The sequence below is a fragment of the Hydrogenophaga atypica genome (assembly GCF_042665215.1).
GTDB classification, from domain to species: Bacteria; Pseudomonadota; Gammaproteobacteria; order Burkholderiales; family Burkholderiaceae_C; genus Hydrogenophaga; species Hydrogenophaga defluvii_A.
Window position 1 is genome coordinate 275292 of sequence record NZ_JBHTCA010000005.1, and the last position, 16467, is coordinate 291758.

At 66.8% G+C, this 16467-nt stretch carries 13 protein-coding genes; 3 read left to right on the forward strand and 10 right to left on the reverse strand.

The genetic code is table 11. The features are described 5' to 3' along the window. The first annotated feature begins 49 nt into the window (after positions 1-49). Complete coding sequence (locus ACFQPB_RS10245) at positions 50-640, forward strand: DEAD/DEAH box helicase family protein (RefSeq protein WP_382222653.1); 591 nt, start codon at positions 50-52, stop codon at positions 638-640. Here the strand turns inward: ACFQPB_RS10245 and ACFQPB_RS10250 are convergent. From ACFQPB_RS10250 to ACFQPB_RS10260, 3 genes are all read right to left on the reverse strand, one after another. Continuing rightward, the gene (locus tag ACFQPB_RS10250) at positions 605-2053 is read right to left on the reverse strand and encodes a PAS domain-containing protein (RefSeq protein WP_382222655.1); all 1449 of its coding nucleotides are present in this window, start codon (positions 2051-2053) and stop codon (positions 605-607) included. The two genes, ACFQPB_RS10245 and ACFQPB_RS10250, sit on opposite strands and share 36 nt — an antisense overlap. A 271-nt stretch (positions 2054-2324) precedes the next feature. After that, positions 2325-2468, reverse strand: coding sequence for a hypothetical protein (locus ACFQPB_RS10255; RefSeq protein WP_382222658.1), 144 nt, complete (start codon positions 2466-2468; stop codon positions 2325-2327). A 45-nt stretch (positions 2469-2513) separates the two neighbouring features. Beyond that, positions 2514-3713, reverse strand: coding sequence for a threonine ammonia-lyase (locus ACFQPB_RS10260; RefSeq protein ID WP_382222661.1), 1200 nt, complete (start codon positions 3711-3713; stop codon positions 2514-2516). A gap of 160 nt (positions 3714-3873) precedes the next feature. Between ACFQPB_RS10260 and ACFQPB_RS10265 the strand changes: the two genes are divergently transcribed. Next, entirely contained in the window at positions 3874-6279 is a 2406-nt protein-coding gene (locus tag ACFQPB_RS10265; RefSeq protein WP_382222664.1) for an ATP-binding protein, read from the forward strand. Here the strand turns inward: ACFQPB_RS10265 and ACFQPB_RS10270 are convergent. The 5 genes from ACFQPB_RS10270 to hemB form a co-directional block, all read right to left on the reverse strand. Continuing rightward, positions 6233-8200 carry a sensor histidine kinase gene (locus tag ACFQPB_RS10270; protein WP_382222666.1) on the reverse strand — a complete coding sequence of 656 codons (1968 nt, stop codon included), beginning with the start codon at positions 8198-8200 and terminating at the stop codon, positions 6233-6235. The two genes, ACFQPB_RS10265 and ACFQPB_RS10270, sit on opposite strands and share 47 nt — an antisense overlap. 140 nt (positions 8201-8340) lie before the next feature. After that, complete coding sequence (gene recQ, locus ACFQPB_RS10275) at positions 8341-10221, reverse strand: DNA helicase RecQ (RefSeq protein WP_382222786.1); 1881 nt, start codon at positions 10219-10221, stop codon at positions 8341-8343. A gap of 2 nt (positions 10222-10223) precedes the next feature. After that, positions 10224-10634, reverse strand: coding sequence for a rhodanese-like domain-containing protein (locus tag ACFQPB_RS10280; protein WP_382222669.1), 411 nt, complete (start codon positions 10632-10634; stop codon positions 10224-10226). A gap of 37 nt (positions 10635-10671) precedes the next feature. After that, positions 10672-11769, reverse strand: coding sequence for a magnesium transporter CorA family protein (locus ACFQPB_RS10285; protein WP_382222671.1), 1098 nt, complete (start codon positions 11767-11769; stop codon positions 10672-10674). Positions 11770-11777: 8 nt separating this feature from the next. Beyond that, entirely contained in the window at positions 11778-12788 is a 1011-nt protein-coding gene (gene hemB / locus ACFQPB_RS10290; protein ID WP_382222674.1) for a porphobilinogen synthase, read from the reverse strand. 60 nt (positions 12789-12848) lie between these two features. Here hemB and ACFQPB_RS10295 point away from each other — a divergent pair, with 60 nt between their 5' ends. Beyond that, entirely contained in the window at positions 12849-13970 is a 1122-nt protein-coding gene (locus ACFQPB_RS10295; protein ID WP_382222677.1) for a hypothetical protein, read from the forward strand. 18 nt (positions 13971-13988) lie between these two features. Here ACFQPB_RS10295 and ACFQPB_RS10300 read toward each other — a convergent pair whose 3' ends face one another. Together ACFQPB_RS10300 and ACFQPB_RS10305 are read right to left on the reverse strand one after the other, a co-directional pair. Then, complete coding sequence (locus ACFQPB_RS10300) at positions 13989-14207, reverse strand: cysteine-rich CWC family protein (protein ID WP_382222680.1); 219 nt, start codon at positions 14205-14207, stop codon at positions 13989-13991. 11 nt (positions 14208-14218) lie between these two features. Next, the gene (locus ACFQPB_RS10305) at positions 14219-16435 is read right to left on the reverse strand and encodes a malate synthase G (RefSeq protein WP_382222683.1); all 2217 of its coding nucleotides are present in this window, start codon (positions 16433-16435) and stop codon (positions 14219-14221) included. Between the last annotated feature and the right edge of the window lie 32 nt (positions 16436-16467).

Consider the following 16467-nt stretch of genomic DNA (forward strand, 5'->3'; position numbering starts at 1 on the left):
GGTTAACTGGCCTGCACACTATGCGCAAGCTGATTCTGAGGAGAATGTCATGGCCTTGCAGTACACCTACGTGGCGCCACGCTTGCCCGAGAACAAGATGCGCATCTACCCCACCCAGGTGATCAACATCATCGGTGGGCCGGGCAGCGACAAATCGCTCTACACCGCCGCCATCGTGCTCAGCCTGCACCAGCGCCACCTCACCGTGGAAACCGTGCCCGACTACGCCAAGGCCCTGGTGTGGCAGAAAGACCTGGAAGCCTTGCGCAACCAGTACCTGATCGCCCACCAGCAGAACACCATGCTGAGCATTCTGGACGGCCAGGTGCAGTATTTGGTGACCGAGTGTTCGCTGCCCCAGTTGATCTATTACAACGAGACCTACCCCGACAACATCTGTGATGTGGCCAAGACACGCAAACAAATCCTGGCCTGGCACCAGCAGTACAAAAACGTGAACGTGCTGGTGCAGCGCGATCCCGACAAGAAATACGTGCGCAGCGGTCGCCTGCAAGACGAAGACCAGGCGCGTGCCGTGGATGCGGGCCTGCGTGGCTGCCTGAACCGCGAAGGCATCAAGTTCACCCCGTTGCCGCCGTCCGTCTCAGCGATAGAGCAGTTCGCCGCCACCCTGGTCTGATCGCGCGCAAGCCGCCCCACTGGCGGCGTCTTCGCCCGGCGGCACTTCCAGCCAGATCAGGATGGCAGGCCGGCCGTTGTGGTCGGTGGGCACGGCGGTCATCCAGAACGCGTGGACGGTGGCGTCGGCGCCGTGCAGGCGCAGTGTGTGGGCGGTCACATGGCCCTCGTTTGCCACCCGTTCTTCGAGGCGCGCAGGTTCGGCGGGGTCCTCAAACAACAGCGCGGCCTGTGTGCCCAGCCGCACGCCGAGCAGGTCGCTGCACCGCCGGTTGGCGTAGACCACGCGGCCCGCGTCGGTGATCAGCACCGGCACGGGCGACACATCCAGCACCTGTTGCAGCCGGCCTTGGGCTGGCTGGTGGTCGCTCACGTCGGTGCTGATGGCGCAGGTGGCGTAAGGGCGTTGGTCTTCGTCGCGCAACAGAAACTGCGTGACCTGATGCGTGTGCGCACCGCTCGCGTCGCTCAGGGTTTGTTCGAAAACCTGTGCCTGGCCGGACGTGGCCAGGCGCTCGTCCACCGCACCGCAGAGCCGCTGAACGTCCAGCGGCAACAGTTCGGCATCGGTTTTGCCCAGCGATTCGCCGGGCCGCAACATGTGCAGCCGGTCGAAGGCGGGGTTGGTCATCAGGTGGCGTCCGGCCATGTCGCGCACGCGCACCGGGGCCGGGTAGGCGTCGAGCACGTCCTGGTTGAATTTCTGCTGGCGCCGCAGTTCGGTGATGTCTTCCGCACAGGTGTGGATGTGGACCACCCCGTGGCGCCCGGCTTCGCCACCGGCCAGTCGCACTTGCGAGCGCGAGCGCAACCAGCGGGTGTGGCCATCGCGCTGCACCCGACACAGCGTTTCCAGGTTCACCTGGGGCGCCCCCCGGCGCACGCTGCCCGTCGCCTGCGTCAAGGCCAGGTTGGTCTGCCGCAAATCGTCTGGATGGATGTGGCGCCAGCCCGCCTGCGCATCGAACTGCAGGTCGTCCAGGCGCACCCCCAGCAATTCGGCCATGCGTGGGTTGACAAAACGGGCCAGCAGTTGGCCTTCGGCGTCTTCTTCCACGTGCGAAATGCCCACTGGCAACAGGTTGGTCAGGGTCAGCAACTGGCTTTGTGCCTCCAGGCCGTCCAGCATGTCCGCTTCCATCCGTTCGACTTGGCGCCGGTGGCGGCGTGCCCGCCATGCGGCCTGTCCCACCGCGCCAGCGCCCAGCAGCAGCACAGGCAGCACCAGCTGTGGCCAGCCGGGCGCCGATTTGGGCGGTGGGTCCACCCAGGCCGGTGGCGGCACCAACGGCGACGTGGTCTGGACCAGCGAGGCATCGTCCGCCGATGTGTTCAGGTGGGCGACGTACCCGATGCCCACGGCCAAGACGGCGACCGAGAGCCAGCCCAGCAACATCCAGCGTTTGTTGTGCATGCGTTCCTCCTGGCAATCTGCCAAAACCGGGTTCAGGGATTGAACCGGGCGGCGGCTGGCGCATGTCTCTGAGCCTGACCGGGCAGTGCAACGCGGCGCTGGGACAGCGCCGTGGCGTAAAGTGAATTTGTGTAACTTTACTGGAATTGCCGCTTTTTCAACAACACAAATTGAATCATTTTTTCAATTTGGTCGGCGACGGGCGGCACCTAAAACAAAAACGGCCGGGTGCGTGGAGCACCCGGCCGTCGGGAAAAGTCAGTGTGTTGGCTCAGGCCATGAACACGGCGATGAAGGCCAGCAGGAAAATGAGCACCGCACCGGCCACCGGCAGGACCACCGGCATCATGGGGACGATGGACTCGATGACATCTTGCGGCTGGTCGTGCGAATCGTGGGCAGCGGGCTTGGACATGGTGCGTTCCTTGGCAGTCGGTGAAGTTGGCGGCATTTTACTGTTCTAAACCACCGACGCGTCAAAGCCTGCGGCCAGCAAATGGGCCAGCACCTGATCGACGTGTTCGCGCCCGCGGGTCTGCAACACCAGCTCGATTTCCACGTTTTGTGCCGCCAGCAAGGTGAAGGCCCGCTGGTGGTGCACCTCGTTGATGTTGGCCCCCACCTCGGCCACCAAGGCCGCGATGCGGGCCAGGTTGCCCGGCACGTCGCGTGCGCTGACCTTGATGCGCACCAGCCGACCGGCGCGGACCATGCCACGCTCGATGATGGAGGCCAGCAGCAGCGGATCGATGTTGCCGCCGCACAGCACCAGGCCCACCTTTTTGCCGGCAAACCGCTGTGGGTGTTTGAGCAGGGCGGCCAGGCCGGCGGCGCCGGCGCCTTCCACCAGTGTTTTCTCGATCTCCAGCAGCATCACGATGGCTTGCTCGATGTCGCCTTCGTCGACCAGCAGCCAGTCGTCCACCCGGGCGCGTGCCAGTGTCATGTTGCGCTCGCCCGGGCTGGCCACCGCAATGCCTTCGGCGATGGTGTTGCTGCCCTGCGGCAAATGTTGGCCGGTCATGGCGTTGACCATGGCGGGAAAACGCTGCGTCTGCACCCCCACCACCTCGATGCCGGGTTTGAGCGCCTTGGCGGCGGTGGCGATGCCGCCGATCAAGCCGCCGCCACCGACGGCGATGGCCAACACGTCCAGGTCGGGCTGGGCGCGCATCATCTCCAGGCCCACCGTGCCCTGGCCGGCAATGATGGCGTCGTCGTCGTAGGGGTGCACAAACACCAGGCCTTCGCGGTCGGCCAATGCAAACGCGTGGGCGCGGGCCTCGTCCAGGGTGTCGCCGTGCAGCACCACCTCGGCACCAAAGCCGCGTGTGCGTTCCACCTTCACGCCGGGCGTGAAACGTGGCATCACGATGACGGCACGCAGCCCCAGGCGTTGTGCGTGGTAGGCCACGCCCTGGGCGTGGTTGCCGGCCGACATGGCCACCACACCGCGTGCCCGCTCCTCGGCGCTGAGTTGGCTCAGTTTGTTGCAGGCGCCGCGTTCCTTGAACGAGGCGGTGTATTGCAGGTTCTCGAATTTGAGAAACACCTGCGCCCCGGTGATTTGCGACAGCGTGCGCGACTCCACGCATGGCGTCAGCAAGACCTGGCCGGCCAACCGTTGGGCGGCCGCTTCGATATCGGCGAGTTCAATCATCCCGGCATTGTGACCGCTTGGGGCCTTTGCGCGACACACTTCCCCCCGCGCAAAAGCTGGGGTATGGTTCGCGCAATACAAAGGGCCGGCTGGTGCGCAAGCGCCGGCCGCATGAGACCCGACACGGTCCGCTGTTGTGGCAAGGCTGGAGGTGTTTCGGATGGTCAAACGTTTGGTGGCGTCGGCCGGCAAGCCGATGGCCCAGGTGCGGGGTGTGGGCCGTGGCGACGGCCGCGCGCTGTTGCGGCCGTCGGGCGAAGCGCGCCTGAGTGGGGGGCGCGTGTTCGTGCCGCCCGAGCTGCGCCAGGCGCCGGTGCTGGACCTCATGTGCTCACATTTTGTGCTCACCCTGGCCGCGCGCCAGGGCGCGCGCTTCAACCTGCGGCGCGATCTCAACACCCTGCTCGCCCTGGCCGGACGCCACCTGGTGTGGCCGCTGACGGTGCTCACCCGCCTGCGCGAATTCCTCACACGGCGCTGCCGCGACAACGAGTTGTGGGCCCACCACGCCGAGCTGCCGCTGGCGGCCTTCATGGAGCGTTTTGGCGTGTGGCGTGGGCCTTATGAAGAAGGCACGCTGTTCTTCTACCTCGACGAATACGCCAAGGAGTCGCCCAAGGATTTGCTCAGCGTGCTGGGGGTGACCGGCGAGTGGCTGGCGCAGGCGCTGAAAAAACAGTCCACGCTGGTGGAAAAAAACATCGACGCCCTGGCCGGCCTGCTGCAGCTCAACCGCGCCGAGCGCGCCTTGCTGCTCTACGGCACGCTGGCGCGCTACCAGCGCGACCTGCGTTCCATCCTGGTGGAGTTCAAGGTCAACAACGCGCCCGAGGCCTATGCGGCCATCGCCGATCTGGCGGGCGTGCCACCGGCCGAGGTGGGCGAGGCGCTGCGCGCAGGTTCGCGCCTGGAGCGCATCGGCATGGTGGAGAACCTGATCTCCGAACACAACATCACCGACCTGGCCGACCTCATGAAGGTCAGCGAAAAGCTGCCACCGGTGCTCATGCGCGAGTACCGCGACCAGAACGAGCTGATGGCGGTGTTCACCCGCCCGGCCGCGCGCAGCGCCCTGGGCGTGGCCGATTTCGACTTTGTGCGCGATGAGGTGCAGGTGTTGTGTGCCCTGCTGCGCGAAGCGGTGGCGCGCAAGGCGCCAGGCGTCAACGTGTTGTTGTACGGCCCGCCCGGCACCGGCAAGACCGAGCTGGCGCGGGTGGTGGCCCTGGCCGCCGGGCTGGAGTTGTTCGAGGTGGAGTACGCCGACCGCGACGGCCATTCGCTCAGCGGGCGCGACCGTTACCGCTCGCTGCAGATCGCGCAGGTGTTTCTCAAGGGCACGGCGCGTTCGGCGCTGCTTTTTGATGAGGTGGAAGACGTGTTCCCGCCCATCACCAGCGAGGCCGCGCAATTGTTGGCGCGTGCCGAGCAGGTGAGCGCGCCACACAGCGCCAGTATCAGCGGCAAGGCCTGGGTCAACCAGATACTGGAAAGCAACCCGGTGCCCACGCTCTGGGTGACCAACCGCATCGAACAGATCGACCCGGCCTTTCGGCGCCGTTTTGCCTACCACCTCGAACTCACCTCGCCGCCGCCCGGCGCGCGCGAGCAGCTGGTGCGCAAGACGCTGGAGGGGGTGGCGGTGTCGGACACGCTGGTGGCCCGCCTGACCGAACGCAAGGGCTTGACACCCGCGCAGATACGCACGGCCGTGCGCTTCGCCCAACTGGTGGGCACCGACCGGCCCGGCCAGCCCGAGCTGCAGACCGAGGCCTTGATCGAACGCCAGCTGCGCCACGCTGACCATGCCTTGGGCCGCCGTGGCGAGGCCCAGGGCCGCCCCTGCGTGACGCAGTACGACCTCGACATGCTCCACGTCGAGTCGCGCTTCGACATCCCGCGCATCGTCGCCGCCCTCAAGGCGCGTGGCCACGGTACCCTGTGTTTTCACGGCGCACCGGGCACCGGCAAAACCGCGCTGGCCGAACACATCGCGCGTGCGCTTGAACGCCCGCTGCTCATCAAGCAGGCCAGCGACCTGATGAGCAAGTTTGTGGGCGAGACCGAGCAGCAGATGGCCGCCATGTTTGCCGAAGCCGAGGCCGAAAAGGCCGTGCTGCTGCTGGACGAGGCCGACAGTTTTTTGCAGGACCGGCGCGGCGCACAGCGCACCTACGAGGTCACCGAAGTCAACGAGATGCTGCAGGGCATGGAGCGCTTTCGCGGCATCTTCGTCTGCACCACCAATTTGCTGGACAGCCTGGACCAGGCGGCCTTGCGCCGCTTCACCTTCAAGATCCAGTTCAAGCCGCTGCGGGCCGATCAGCGAGAGCGCATGTTTGTGGTGGAGGCGCTGGGCGGGAGGCAGGCCGATCTCACCGGTGCACAGCAAGATCGGCTGGCACGCCTGAACGTGTTGTGTCCGGGCGATTTTGCCGCCGTCAAACGCCAGGCCGACATCCTGGCCACCACGCTGGACCCGGACGAATTCCTCGCCCAGCTCGAAGCCGAGCACCGCATCAAGCCGGAAGTGCGTGAGTCGCGCCCCGTGGGTTTTCTGGGCTGAGTGTTGGGCTGCTGTGGTGTGGCGGTGGGGCGGCCTGGCCACTGTCCGGCGGGGGCAGCAGCATCAAAAAATGACAGCCCTCGCCGGGCGCGGCCAGGGCATGCAGTTCGCCGCCGTGGCGCGCCACCACGGTGTGGGCCACCAGCAGCCCCAGGCCCAGCCCGTGGGTGCGTGCGCCACCGGTCTTGCCTCGCGGGCGCACCCAGGTGTGGGTGTCCAGCGCGTGGAGGAGGTCGGCCAGGGCCTGGGCTTCCATGCCCGCACCGTGGTCGCGCACCGACCAGGCCACCTGGTGCGTGTGCGGGTCGCGCGCCACGCACACCTCCACCTGGCTGCCAGGTTCGCTGTGCCGCAAGGCGTTGCCCAGCATGTTGACCATGGCCCGGGTCAGCAACTCGGGGTCGCCGTAGAACGCACCGTCCTCGTTCGACGTGCCGCGCTGCACGATCTTGACCTGCGCGGCCTGGGCCTGTGGCCAGCAGCGGTCCACCGCTTCCTGGGCCAGGTGTTCCAGCGTGCCGTGCCGCCGGTTGAGGGTGTCTGACTCGGCGCGCAACAGGTCCACAAAACCTTCGGCCAGACGCAGGGTGCGGTCCACCTGCACCCGGATGCCGCCGTAGAAGCGCTCGTCGGTCATGCCCTCCACACCGTGCTCGCGCAGCTCCAGCAGGCTCAGGATGTTGGATTGGGGCGCCCGCAGATCGTGTGACAAAAAGGCCAACCAGCGGTCGCGCTGCTGGTGCAGGCGGCGCTGAATCTGGTGCTGGGCTTCCAGGCGTTCCAGCGCCTGGTCCAGCACCTCGACTTTGGCCTGTGGCGCGCGGTCCATCACCTGGGGCGCCAGGGGTTGCAGGCGTGGGTCGGCGTCCATGGGGGATTGCGCCAGCACCTTGTCCAGCCGCTCGATGCGGTGGGCAAACAGGGCCGACAAAGCCTGGGAGCGCCGCCAACTGCACACCAGCAGGAACAGCACCAGGCCCGCCAGGGGTGTGGCTGCCGGCAACCACCAGCCGTGCTGCAGCAAGGTGTAGGCGCTCAGTGTGGTGGTGGCCAGCCCCATGCTCATCACCACTTGGGCGGTGTGTTCGGGGCGGCGCAGGCACAACCATGCCGCCAACCACAGTGGCAGGGCGGCCCAGAGCAAGGCGGCGCCGGCGGGCAGGTGGCGCACCCAGCGCCCATGCTGCAGGTTGTCCAGCACCTGGGCATAGGCGTCGGGCTGGGGCAGCGTGTGGGTGCTGGCGCCCACCCGCACCAGCAGCGGCGGGCCAGCCTGTGCGCCCCCTCGTGGGCCCACCACCACCAGCTTGTTGCGCAGGGCATGGGGCGGCAGCTTGTCCATCAGCACATCGGCGTAGGTCCACACCGGCGGCCCCTGGTCGGTCGCACGCCAGCGCAGAAACAGCTCGGACGGCCAGCCGTCGCGGGGTGGCGCCAGCCTGAGCACCTGCATGGCGTGGTGGACGGTGGTGGTGTTCGCGCCGGGGGCGTGTGGCAGCAGCCGCCGCACGATGCCGTCGCGGTCGGCCGGCAGGGTGGCCGTGTCAGGCATGGACGGGATGTCCATGATCACGCTGCGCGGCCCATGGGGTTTGAGGCGTTCCATCAGCTCCAGGCGCCGCATGGGCAGGGCGGCGCAATGGATCAGGTGGGCAGGGCAGGTCTCGTCCAGCGCGATCACCACCACCTCGGCCCAGGTGGGGGGCGCGTCGTGCGCCAGCCATTGGTCATGTGCCAGGGCGTTGGCGTGCCACAGCCCGTTCTGTGTGGCCAACCAGGCCACCAGAAAGGGCAACACGGCAGCCGCTGCCATGACTTCGTAGGTGTAGCGGCGCAGCGGACCCAGCCGCGCCATGTCGGACGCCCGTCGGCGCAGGCTGTGTGCCGGCGCACCCGACGGGGCATCTTTTTTCAGTTCCATACCGCTCCCTTGCCACGTGGCGCCAGGCGTCTCGCACTCGGTCTGTGCCGATGTGGGCGCGCTGCTTACCCGTGGTGCGGCGATTCTGCCGCATGGCAGATCAACTGCCACATTTTGTTAAATCGACCGGGGGCGGGTTTTTACGCGCCGCTGGTGGTCTGGACCACCCTCAGCACCTCGTCGCCATAGGCTTCGCGTTTTTTGGCGCCCAGGCCGCTGATGCCATCCAGATCGGCCAGGCTGCGCGGCTGGCGTTCGGCGATGGCGCGCAGCGTGGCGTCGTGGAAGATCACGTAGGCCGGCAGGTTGTGTTCGCGCGCCACCTCGGCCCGCCAGGCCTTGAGCGCGGCCAGGCAGTCGCGCCCGGCCAAGGTGAGCGGCGGGCCGCTGTCCAGGCGTTGCGCCTTGGCCTTGCGGCGCGAGGCCGGCTCGTCCACTGTCGTCTTCACGCGCACCGTGGCCTCGCCTTTGAGGATGGGTTTGGCCGCGTCGGTCAGGCGCAGGGTGTTGTAGTGCTCGGCGTCCACCCACACGGCTTCGCGCGCAATCAACTGGCGCAACAGGCCACGCCACTGCGTCTCGCTCCAGTCGGCACCGATGCCAAAGGTGCTCAGGGCCTGGTGGCCGTGTTGCTCTACCTTCTCGGTAGCTTTGCCGCGCAGGATGTCCATGATGTGGCCCGCACCAAAGGCCGTGCCGCTGGCCTGCTGCACGCGGTAGATGCACGAGAGCAGTTTGCGCGCGGCATCCGTGGCATCGGTCGTCTCCGGCGGGTGCAGGCAGTTATCGCAATTCCCACAGGGCGAGCTGTCTTCGCCAAAGTAGCGCAGCAACTGCACCCGCCGGCATTCGGTCGATTCGGCCAGGGTCAGCAGGGCATCGAGTTTGGTGCGCAGCACCTGCTTGAAGGCGTCGGCGGCCGGGCTTTCGTCGATCATGCGGCGCTGGTTCACCACGTCCTGCAGGCCGTAGAGCATCCAGGCGTTGGCGGCCTCGCCATCGCGGCCGGCGCGGCCGGTTTCCTGGTAGTAGCCCTCGATGTTTTTGGGGCTGTCCAGGTGGGCCACAAAACGCACGTCGGGCTTATCGATGCCCATGCCGAAGGCCACGGTGGCCACCATGATCACGCCTTCCTCGCGCAGAAAGCGGTTCTGGTTGGCCTGGCGCACCGGGCCATCGAGGCCGGCGTGGTAGGGCAGGGCTTTGAGGCCGGCGTCGTTGAGCTTTTGCGCCACCTCTTCCACCCGCTTGCGCGACTGGCAGTAGACGATGCCGGCGTCGTGCCCGTTGGCACCGGTGTGCTCGCGTTCGATGAAACGAAGCAGCTGGTTGAAGCCGTCTTTCTTTTCAACGATGGCGTAGCGGATGTTGGGCCGGTCGAAGCTGCTGACGAAGGTGCGAGCACCTTCGAGCTGCAGGTGGGTCACCATGTCGGCGCGCGTGGGTGCGTCGGCGGTGGCGGTGAGGGCCACACGCGGCACGCCCGCGTAGCGTTCGTGCAGCAGCGACAGCGCCCGGTACTCGGGCCGGAAATCGTGGCCCCACTGGCTCACGCAGTGCGCCTCATCAATGGCGAACAGACTGAGCTGGTGGCGCTGGTGCAGGGTGTCGAGCAGGGCCAGGAAACGCGGTGTGTTCAGGCGCTCCGGTGCGGCGTACAGCAGCGTGATCTCGCCCTGCAGCAGGCGGCGTTCGATGCGCGCGGCGTCGTCGGCGCTGAGGCTGGAGTTGAGAAACTCGGCGTCCACGCCGGCTTCGTGCAGGGCGCCCACCTGGTCGTGCATCAGAGCGATCAGGGGCGACACCACCACCGTCACGCCCAAACCAGCGCGCGCCCGCGCGATGGCCGGCACCTGGTAACACAGGCTTTTGCCGCCGCCCGTGGGCATGAGCACCAGGGCGTCGCCACCCGTGCACACGTGCTCGATGATGGCCTGCTGCTGGCCGCGAAAGCTGTCGTAGCCAAAGACCTCGCGCAGGATGCCGTGTGCGGCCAGCGCCGGGCTGGCCAGGGAGGCCAACACTACATCTGCTCCCAGGGCAGCCCCTCTTTGCGCCAGCCGTTGAGGGTGGAGCGCTTGAAGTGTTCGTCGAGCTCGCCCTCAAAGCCGTGCAGGATGTTGACCACATCGGTGAAGCCGACGGCTTCCAGTGCCTGGCCGGCCTCCACCGTGCGTTTGCCACTTCGACAGATCAGCAACACGGTGCGTGCCTTGTCGCCGGATTCTTCTTCGACCTGGCGCACAAAACGTGCCGGGTCGGGCATCAGGTCGGGGTACTCGTACCAGGGGATGTTGACCACACCGGGCGGGCGGCCCACGTACAGCGATTCGATTTCCATGCGCACGTCCACGAACAGCGGCGCGGTCTCAAGCGGCTCGTCGCGGCGCTGCTGGAGCAGGCCCCAGGCTTCGGTCGGCAACAGGTGTTTCATGGGGCCATATTGTCGCCGTTGTGTGTGGGGCGGCCTTTCAGCGACCGCTGCGTTCCAGGTAGCGCTTGCGCCAGAACACCAGCACCAGGCCCACGGCCACCACACCCATGGCCGCCATGGCCCACCAGAAGCCGCGCTGGCTGTGCAACAGCGGAATGCTGTCGAAATTCATGCCGAAGATGCCGGTGATGAGGTTGAGCGGCAAGAAGATGGCGGTCAGCACGGTGAGCGTGCGCATGATGTCGTTGGTGCGGTTGCCCTGCACGCTGAAGTGCATCTGCACCGTGGTTTCGGCGTTGTGTTCGAGCCGTCGCACGTGGTGCACCACCCGTTCGATGTGCTCGATCACATCGCGCCCGCGCAGCTTGAGCAGCTCCTGTTCCCGCTTGGCGGCTTTGTCGGTGGGGAGCTCCAGACCGTTCATCCAGCCCTGGATGGCGGTGCGCTGGTCTTCGCAAATTTCATCGAGCTGGTGCAGCGCCATGCGGGCTTGCAGCAGCCGGTCCCACTGGTTGAAGCGGGTGCGCGGGTGCAGCAGCTCGGTCTGCCAGTGGTCGAGCTGGCGCGTGAGGTCGCGTCGCAGGTCGAGGTAGGCGTCCACCATCACGCTGGTCAGGCGCAGCATGAGTTCGGCCGGGTGGTCGGGCAGGGTGCGGGCCAGCGCTGGGCGGTGGTCGGCCGCACCCGCCGCCAGCAGGCGAGTGGCCTGCTGAACCAGCACACCGCAGCCGCTGGGGTGCACGCTCAGCAGCACGCGGTCGAACAGCACAAAACCGACCGGGCTGGTGTCGATGCGGCGCAGCACCGGCGGGCCGCTGCGGCGTGTGGGCTCGGGCGGGGGCGGCGTGTCGCTGCCGTTGGCCGTACCCGCCGCCGCCAGGCGGCGGAACACCAGCAGGTCGTAGCTGTCGGTGTAGTCGTAGCGCGAGGGCAGCTGTGCATTGAGCAGGTCCGACACATGCAGGTCCACCAGACCGACACCACACAGGTCTTGCAGGCGTTGTTGCCAGGTGGTGGTGTCGGTTTCCAGTTCGCTGCGCTCCAGCGCCAGCCAGAGAAAGCCGGTGTCGGGCAACGCCGACGGGCAGGCGCCCAGTTCGCGCGCGCCGCTGTGAGCGATGGTGAAGGCGCGCATCGGTGGCTTCAGATCTGGCGCAGCAGGCGCGCCGCGTCGCGCGCGAAGTAGGTCAGCACACCGTCGGCGCCGGCGCGCTTGAAGGCCAGCAGGCTTTCCATCATCACGGCGTCGTGGTCCAGCCAGCCGTTCTGCGCGGCGGCCTTGAGCATGGCGTATTCACCGCTCACCTGGTAGGCGAAGGTGGGCACGCCGAATTCGTCCTTCACGCGGCGCACCACGTCCAGGTAGGGCATGCCGGGTTTGACCATCACCATGTCGGCGCCCTCGGCGATGTCCATCGCCACTTCGCGCAGCGCTTCGTTGGTGTTGCCCGGGTCCATCTGGTAGACCTTTTTGTCGGCCTTGCCCAGGTTGGCGGCGGAGCCCACGGCGTCGCGGAAGGGGCCGTAGAAGGCCGAGGCGTACTTGGCGCTGTAGGCCATGATGCGGGTGTGGATGTGGCCGGCCGCTTCCAGCGCGTTGCGCACCGCGCCGATGCGGCCATCCATCATGTCGCTGGGCGCCACGATGTCCACGCCGGCGGCAGCCTGTGCCAGCGCCTGCTTCACCAGCACCTCCACCGTGGCATCGTTGATGATGTAGTTGCGCTCGTCCAGCAGGCCGTCTTGGCCGTGGCTGGTGTAGGGGTCCAGCGCCACGTCGGTCATCACGCCCAGCTCAGGGAAGCGGGTCTTCAGGCCGGCCACCACACGCGGAATCAGCCCGTCCGGGTTGAAGGCCTCGCGGCCGTCGGGCGTCTTCAGGCTTTGGTCGATCACCGGGAACAGCGCCATCACCGGGATGCCCAGCTTCACGCAGTCTTCGGCCACCGGCAGCAGCAGGTCCAGGCTCAGGCGCTCCACACCGGGCATGGAGGCCACGGCCTCGCGCCGGTTCTGGCCGTCCAGCACAAAGACGGGGTAGATCAGGTCGTGTGCGGTGAGCGCATGTTCGCGCACCAGGTTGCGGGTGAAGGCGTCGCGGCGCAGGCGGCGCGGGCGGGCGGCGGGGAAGGCGGGCAGCGGAGCGGTGTTCATACCGGTATTGTGGCAAATGGTTGGCGTTACACTCATTTGTGAACCACCTGACGCACCACCATGGCCACTACACCGCCGGATGCCGCCGCTTCGTCGCCCGCGCCTTTGTCCGCCATCGACAACTGGCGCATGGCCGAGCACTGGCCCGAGCTGGTGACGGCGCTCACCGACCAGTCGATTGAAACGGTGTCGTCGCTGGTGCGTGGGCTGGACCTGCTGCTCACCAAGGGGCGCCTGACGCCCGCCGAATACAAGGTGCTGGCCATGCCGGCCGAGCGGCTCAAACACTGTGGCATCAGCGCCCAGCAGATCGTCCGATTCCAGAGCGGCCGGGTGCGCCAGTCGCACGAAAAGATCGACCTGGCCTACCTGCTCGAATGTGTGCTGCAGGAGCGCAAGGGCGAGATGGCCATGTTGGGCGTCACCCTGCGCCGCCGCCTCAAGGCGGTGGACATCCTGATCGATCCCACCCTGGGCTTCAGCCTCACCAACGCCATGCTCGACTGGGGCCTGCCTTTTGGCTACCGCATCGACTGGCGGCTGGAAACGACCGACGGCCAGGCCCGCCTGTGGATGAAGGTCTACAGCGGCGACCGCGTCATCCCCGGCAGCGCGGTGGTGGAAGACAACATCCACTGGCTGCTGCTGAGCCAGATCGCTGCATCCGACGGTGCCGTGCGCCTGGAGCGCAGCCTCGCCAATGATGGCGTCGAGCTGGTGGCACTGTTCCGGCGCACCGTGCAGGTGGCTGAGGAAGAGGTCAAGGTGGCTGCGGCGCAAGAGGTGCCGATGGACTCGGTGTTCAAGTCGGTGTCGGGCGCTTATGTGGTGGTGGTGTCAGGCGATGCGGCCCTGCGCAACGACGCCGTGTCCACGCTCAAACGCCTGGGCATTGCGGTGGACGGCGTGGTGGACGCAGCGCAGGCCCGCGAGGCCTTGCAAGGCCACGTGGCCCACCTGCTGGTGCTGGACACCGCCCACCATGCCGACGCCCTGCACCTGTTGCAAGCCGAGTTGTTGTCCAAACAACCGCAGTTGCTGTTTGTGGAAATCGGTTCCACCGACACCTCTCCCCACCGCCTGCCGCCCACCTTGGAAGCGGCCACCACCCGCATCGCGCGCGACGAGGTGGCGACCCGCCTGGGCTCGGCCGTGATGTTTGCGCTGTCGCGGGTGATGTGAGCCGGCCCGCAGGGCGGCTCAATCGCAGGGGCTGGCGCGCGCAGCGCAAGCCGCGCAAATGCAGGCTTGGTCCTTCGCCTCCGCCGGCACCTGTGCCAGCAGCGCGGGCGTGAAGTCCACCGACACGCACCAGCAAGGGCCCTGCTTCTCCACCGTTTCGCGCTCGATCTCCATGGCGCAGCGGTTGGGCTGCCCGCAGAGCGGGCAGCGGGAGGGGTCCGTGGTGCCAGTGGACATGCGTGCAGAGCTCAGGCTGCCGCCTTCACCTTCAAACGCCACGCGTGCAGCAGCGGCTCGGTGTAGCCGCTGGGCTGTTCCTTGCCCTTGAACACCAGGTCGCACGCGGCCTGGTAGGCCATGCTGGTGTCGAAGTGGCCGGCCATGTTCTGGTACAGCTTGTCGCCCGCGTTCTGCTTGTCCACCTTGGCGGCCATGCGCTCAAAGGTTTCTTTCACTTGCGCTTCGGTCACGATGCCGTGGTGCAGCCAGTTGGCCATGTGTTGGCTGCTGATGCGCAGGGTGGCGCGGTCTTCCATCAGGCCGACGTCGTTGATGTCGGGCACTTTGGAGCAGCCCACGCCTTGGTCGACCCAGCGCACCACGTAGCCGAGGATGCCCTGGGCGTTGTTGTCCAGCTCGGCCTGTTTTTCGGCTTCGGTCCAGGCGGGGTTGGCCACCACCGGCACGGTCAGCAGGCCGGTCAGCAGCTCATCGCGCAGCTTGTCGGCGTTGGTCTTCTCCAGCTCTTTCTGGATGTCGGACACCAGCACCTGGTGGTAGTGCAGGGCGTGCAGCGTGGCGCCGGTGGGGCTGGGCACCCAGGCGGTGTTGGCACCGGCCTTGGGGTGGCCGATCTTCTGCTCCAGCATGGCCTTCATCAGGTCGGGCATGGCCCACATGCCCTTGCCGATCTGCGCTTTGCCGCGCAGGCCACAACTCAGGCCCACCAGCACGTTGTTCTTCTCGTAGGCCTGAATCCACGCGCTGGACTTCATGTCGCCCTTGCGCATCATGGGGCCGGCCAGCATGGCGGTGTGCATCTCGTCGCCGGTGCGGTCCAGGAAGCCGGTGTTGATGAAGGCCACGCGGCTGCCAGCGGCTGCGATGCAGGCCTTGAGGTTGACCGAGGTGCGGCGCTCCTCGTCCATGATGCCCAGCTTGACGGTGCTGTCGGCCAGGCCCAGCAGTTGCTCGACGCGGCCGAACAGCTCGGCCGCGAAGGCCACTTCCTCGGGGCCGTGCATCTTGGGCTTGACGATGTAGACCGAACCCTTGCGCGAGTTGCGAATGGCGTCCTTCTTCGTGCGCTTGAGGTCGTGCAGGGCGATGGTGGTGGTGACCACCGCGTCCATGATGCCCTCGGGGATCTCTTTCACCGAGCCATCGGCGGCGGTGTAGAGGATGGCCGGGTTGGTCATCAGGTGGCCAACATTGCGCACGAACATCAGCGAGCGGCCGTGCAGGCGAACCTTTTTGCCGTTGCTGCCGGTGTACTCGCGGTCGGGGTTGAGGCCGCGCGTGAAGGTCTTGTCGCCCTTGGTGATGGACTCGGTCAGCGTGGCCTGCAGGATGCCCAGCCAGTTGCGGTAACCCAACACCTTGTCTTCGGCATCGACGGCGGCCACCGAGTCTTCCAGGTCGAGGATGGTGGACAGCGCGGCTTCCACCACCAGGTCGCTCACGCCGGCGGCGTCGCTTTTGCCGATGGCGGTGTTGCGGTTGATCTGGATTTCCAGGTGCAGGCCGTTGTGCTTGAGCAGCACGGCGCTGGGCGCCTTGGCTTCACCCTGGAAGCCGATGAACTGCGACTTGTCGGCCAGTTTGGACGTGCCGCCCTCTGCCAGGCCCACCACCAGCTCGCCGTCCTTGTTGACCTTGTAGCCGGTGGAGCCCACGTGCGAGCCCTTCTTCAGCGGCGCGCAGCGGTCCAGCACGTGGCGCGCGTAGGCGATGACCTTGGCGCCGCGTTTGGGGTTGTATCCCCCTTTTTTGCCGACCTTTTCACAACCTTTGTCTTCGCTGATGACGTCGGTGCCATACAGCGCGTCGTACAGCGAGCCCCAGCGCGCGTTGGCGGCGTTCAGTGCATAGCGTGCGTTCAGGATGGGCACCACCAGCTGCGGGCCGGCCTGGGTGGCCAGCTCGTCGTCCACGTTTTTGGTGGTGGCCTTCACCTTTTTGGGCACCGGCACCAGGTAGCCGATCTTTTCCAGGAAGGCGCGGTAAGCGGCCATGTCCTGGATGGGGCCGGGGTTGGCGCTGTGCCACGCATCGAGCTCGCTCTGCAGGCGGTCGCGTTCGGCCAGCAGGGCGATGTTCTTGGGGGCCAGGTCGGCCACGATGGCGTCAAACCCTTTCCAGAACGCGGCGCTGTCCACGCCGGTGCCCGGCAGAACCTCGTTTTCGATGAACTGGTGCAACTCGGTGGCGACTTGCAGTTGGTGGACTGGGGTGCGTGCGGTCATGAAGACTCCGTTGAATCAATAAAAAGGCGGTG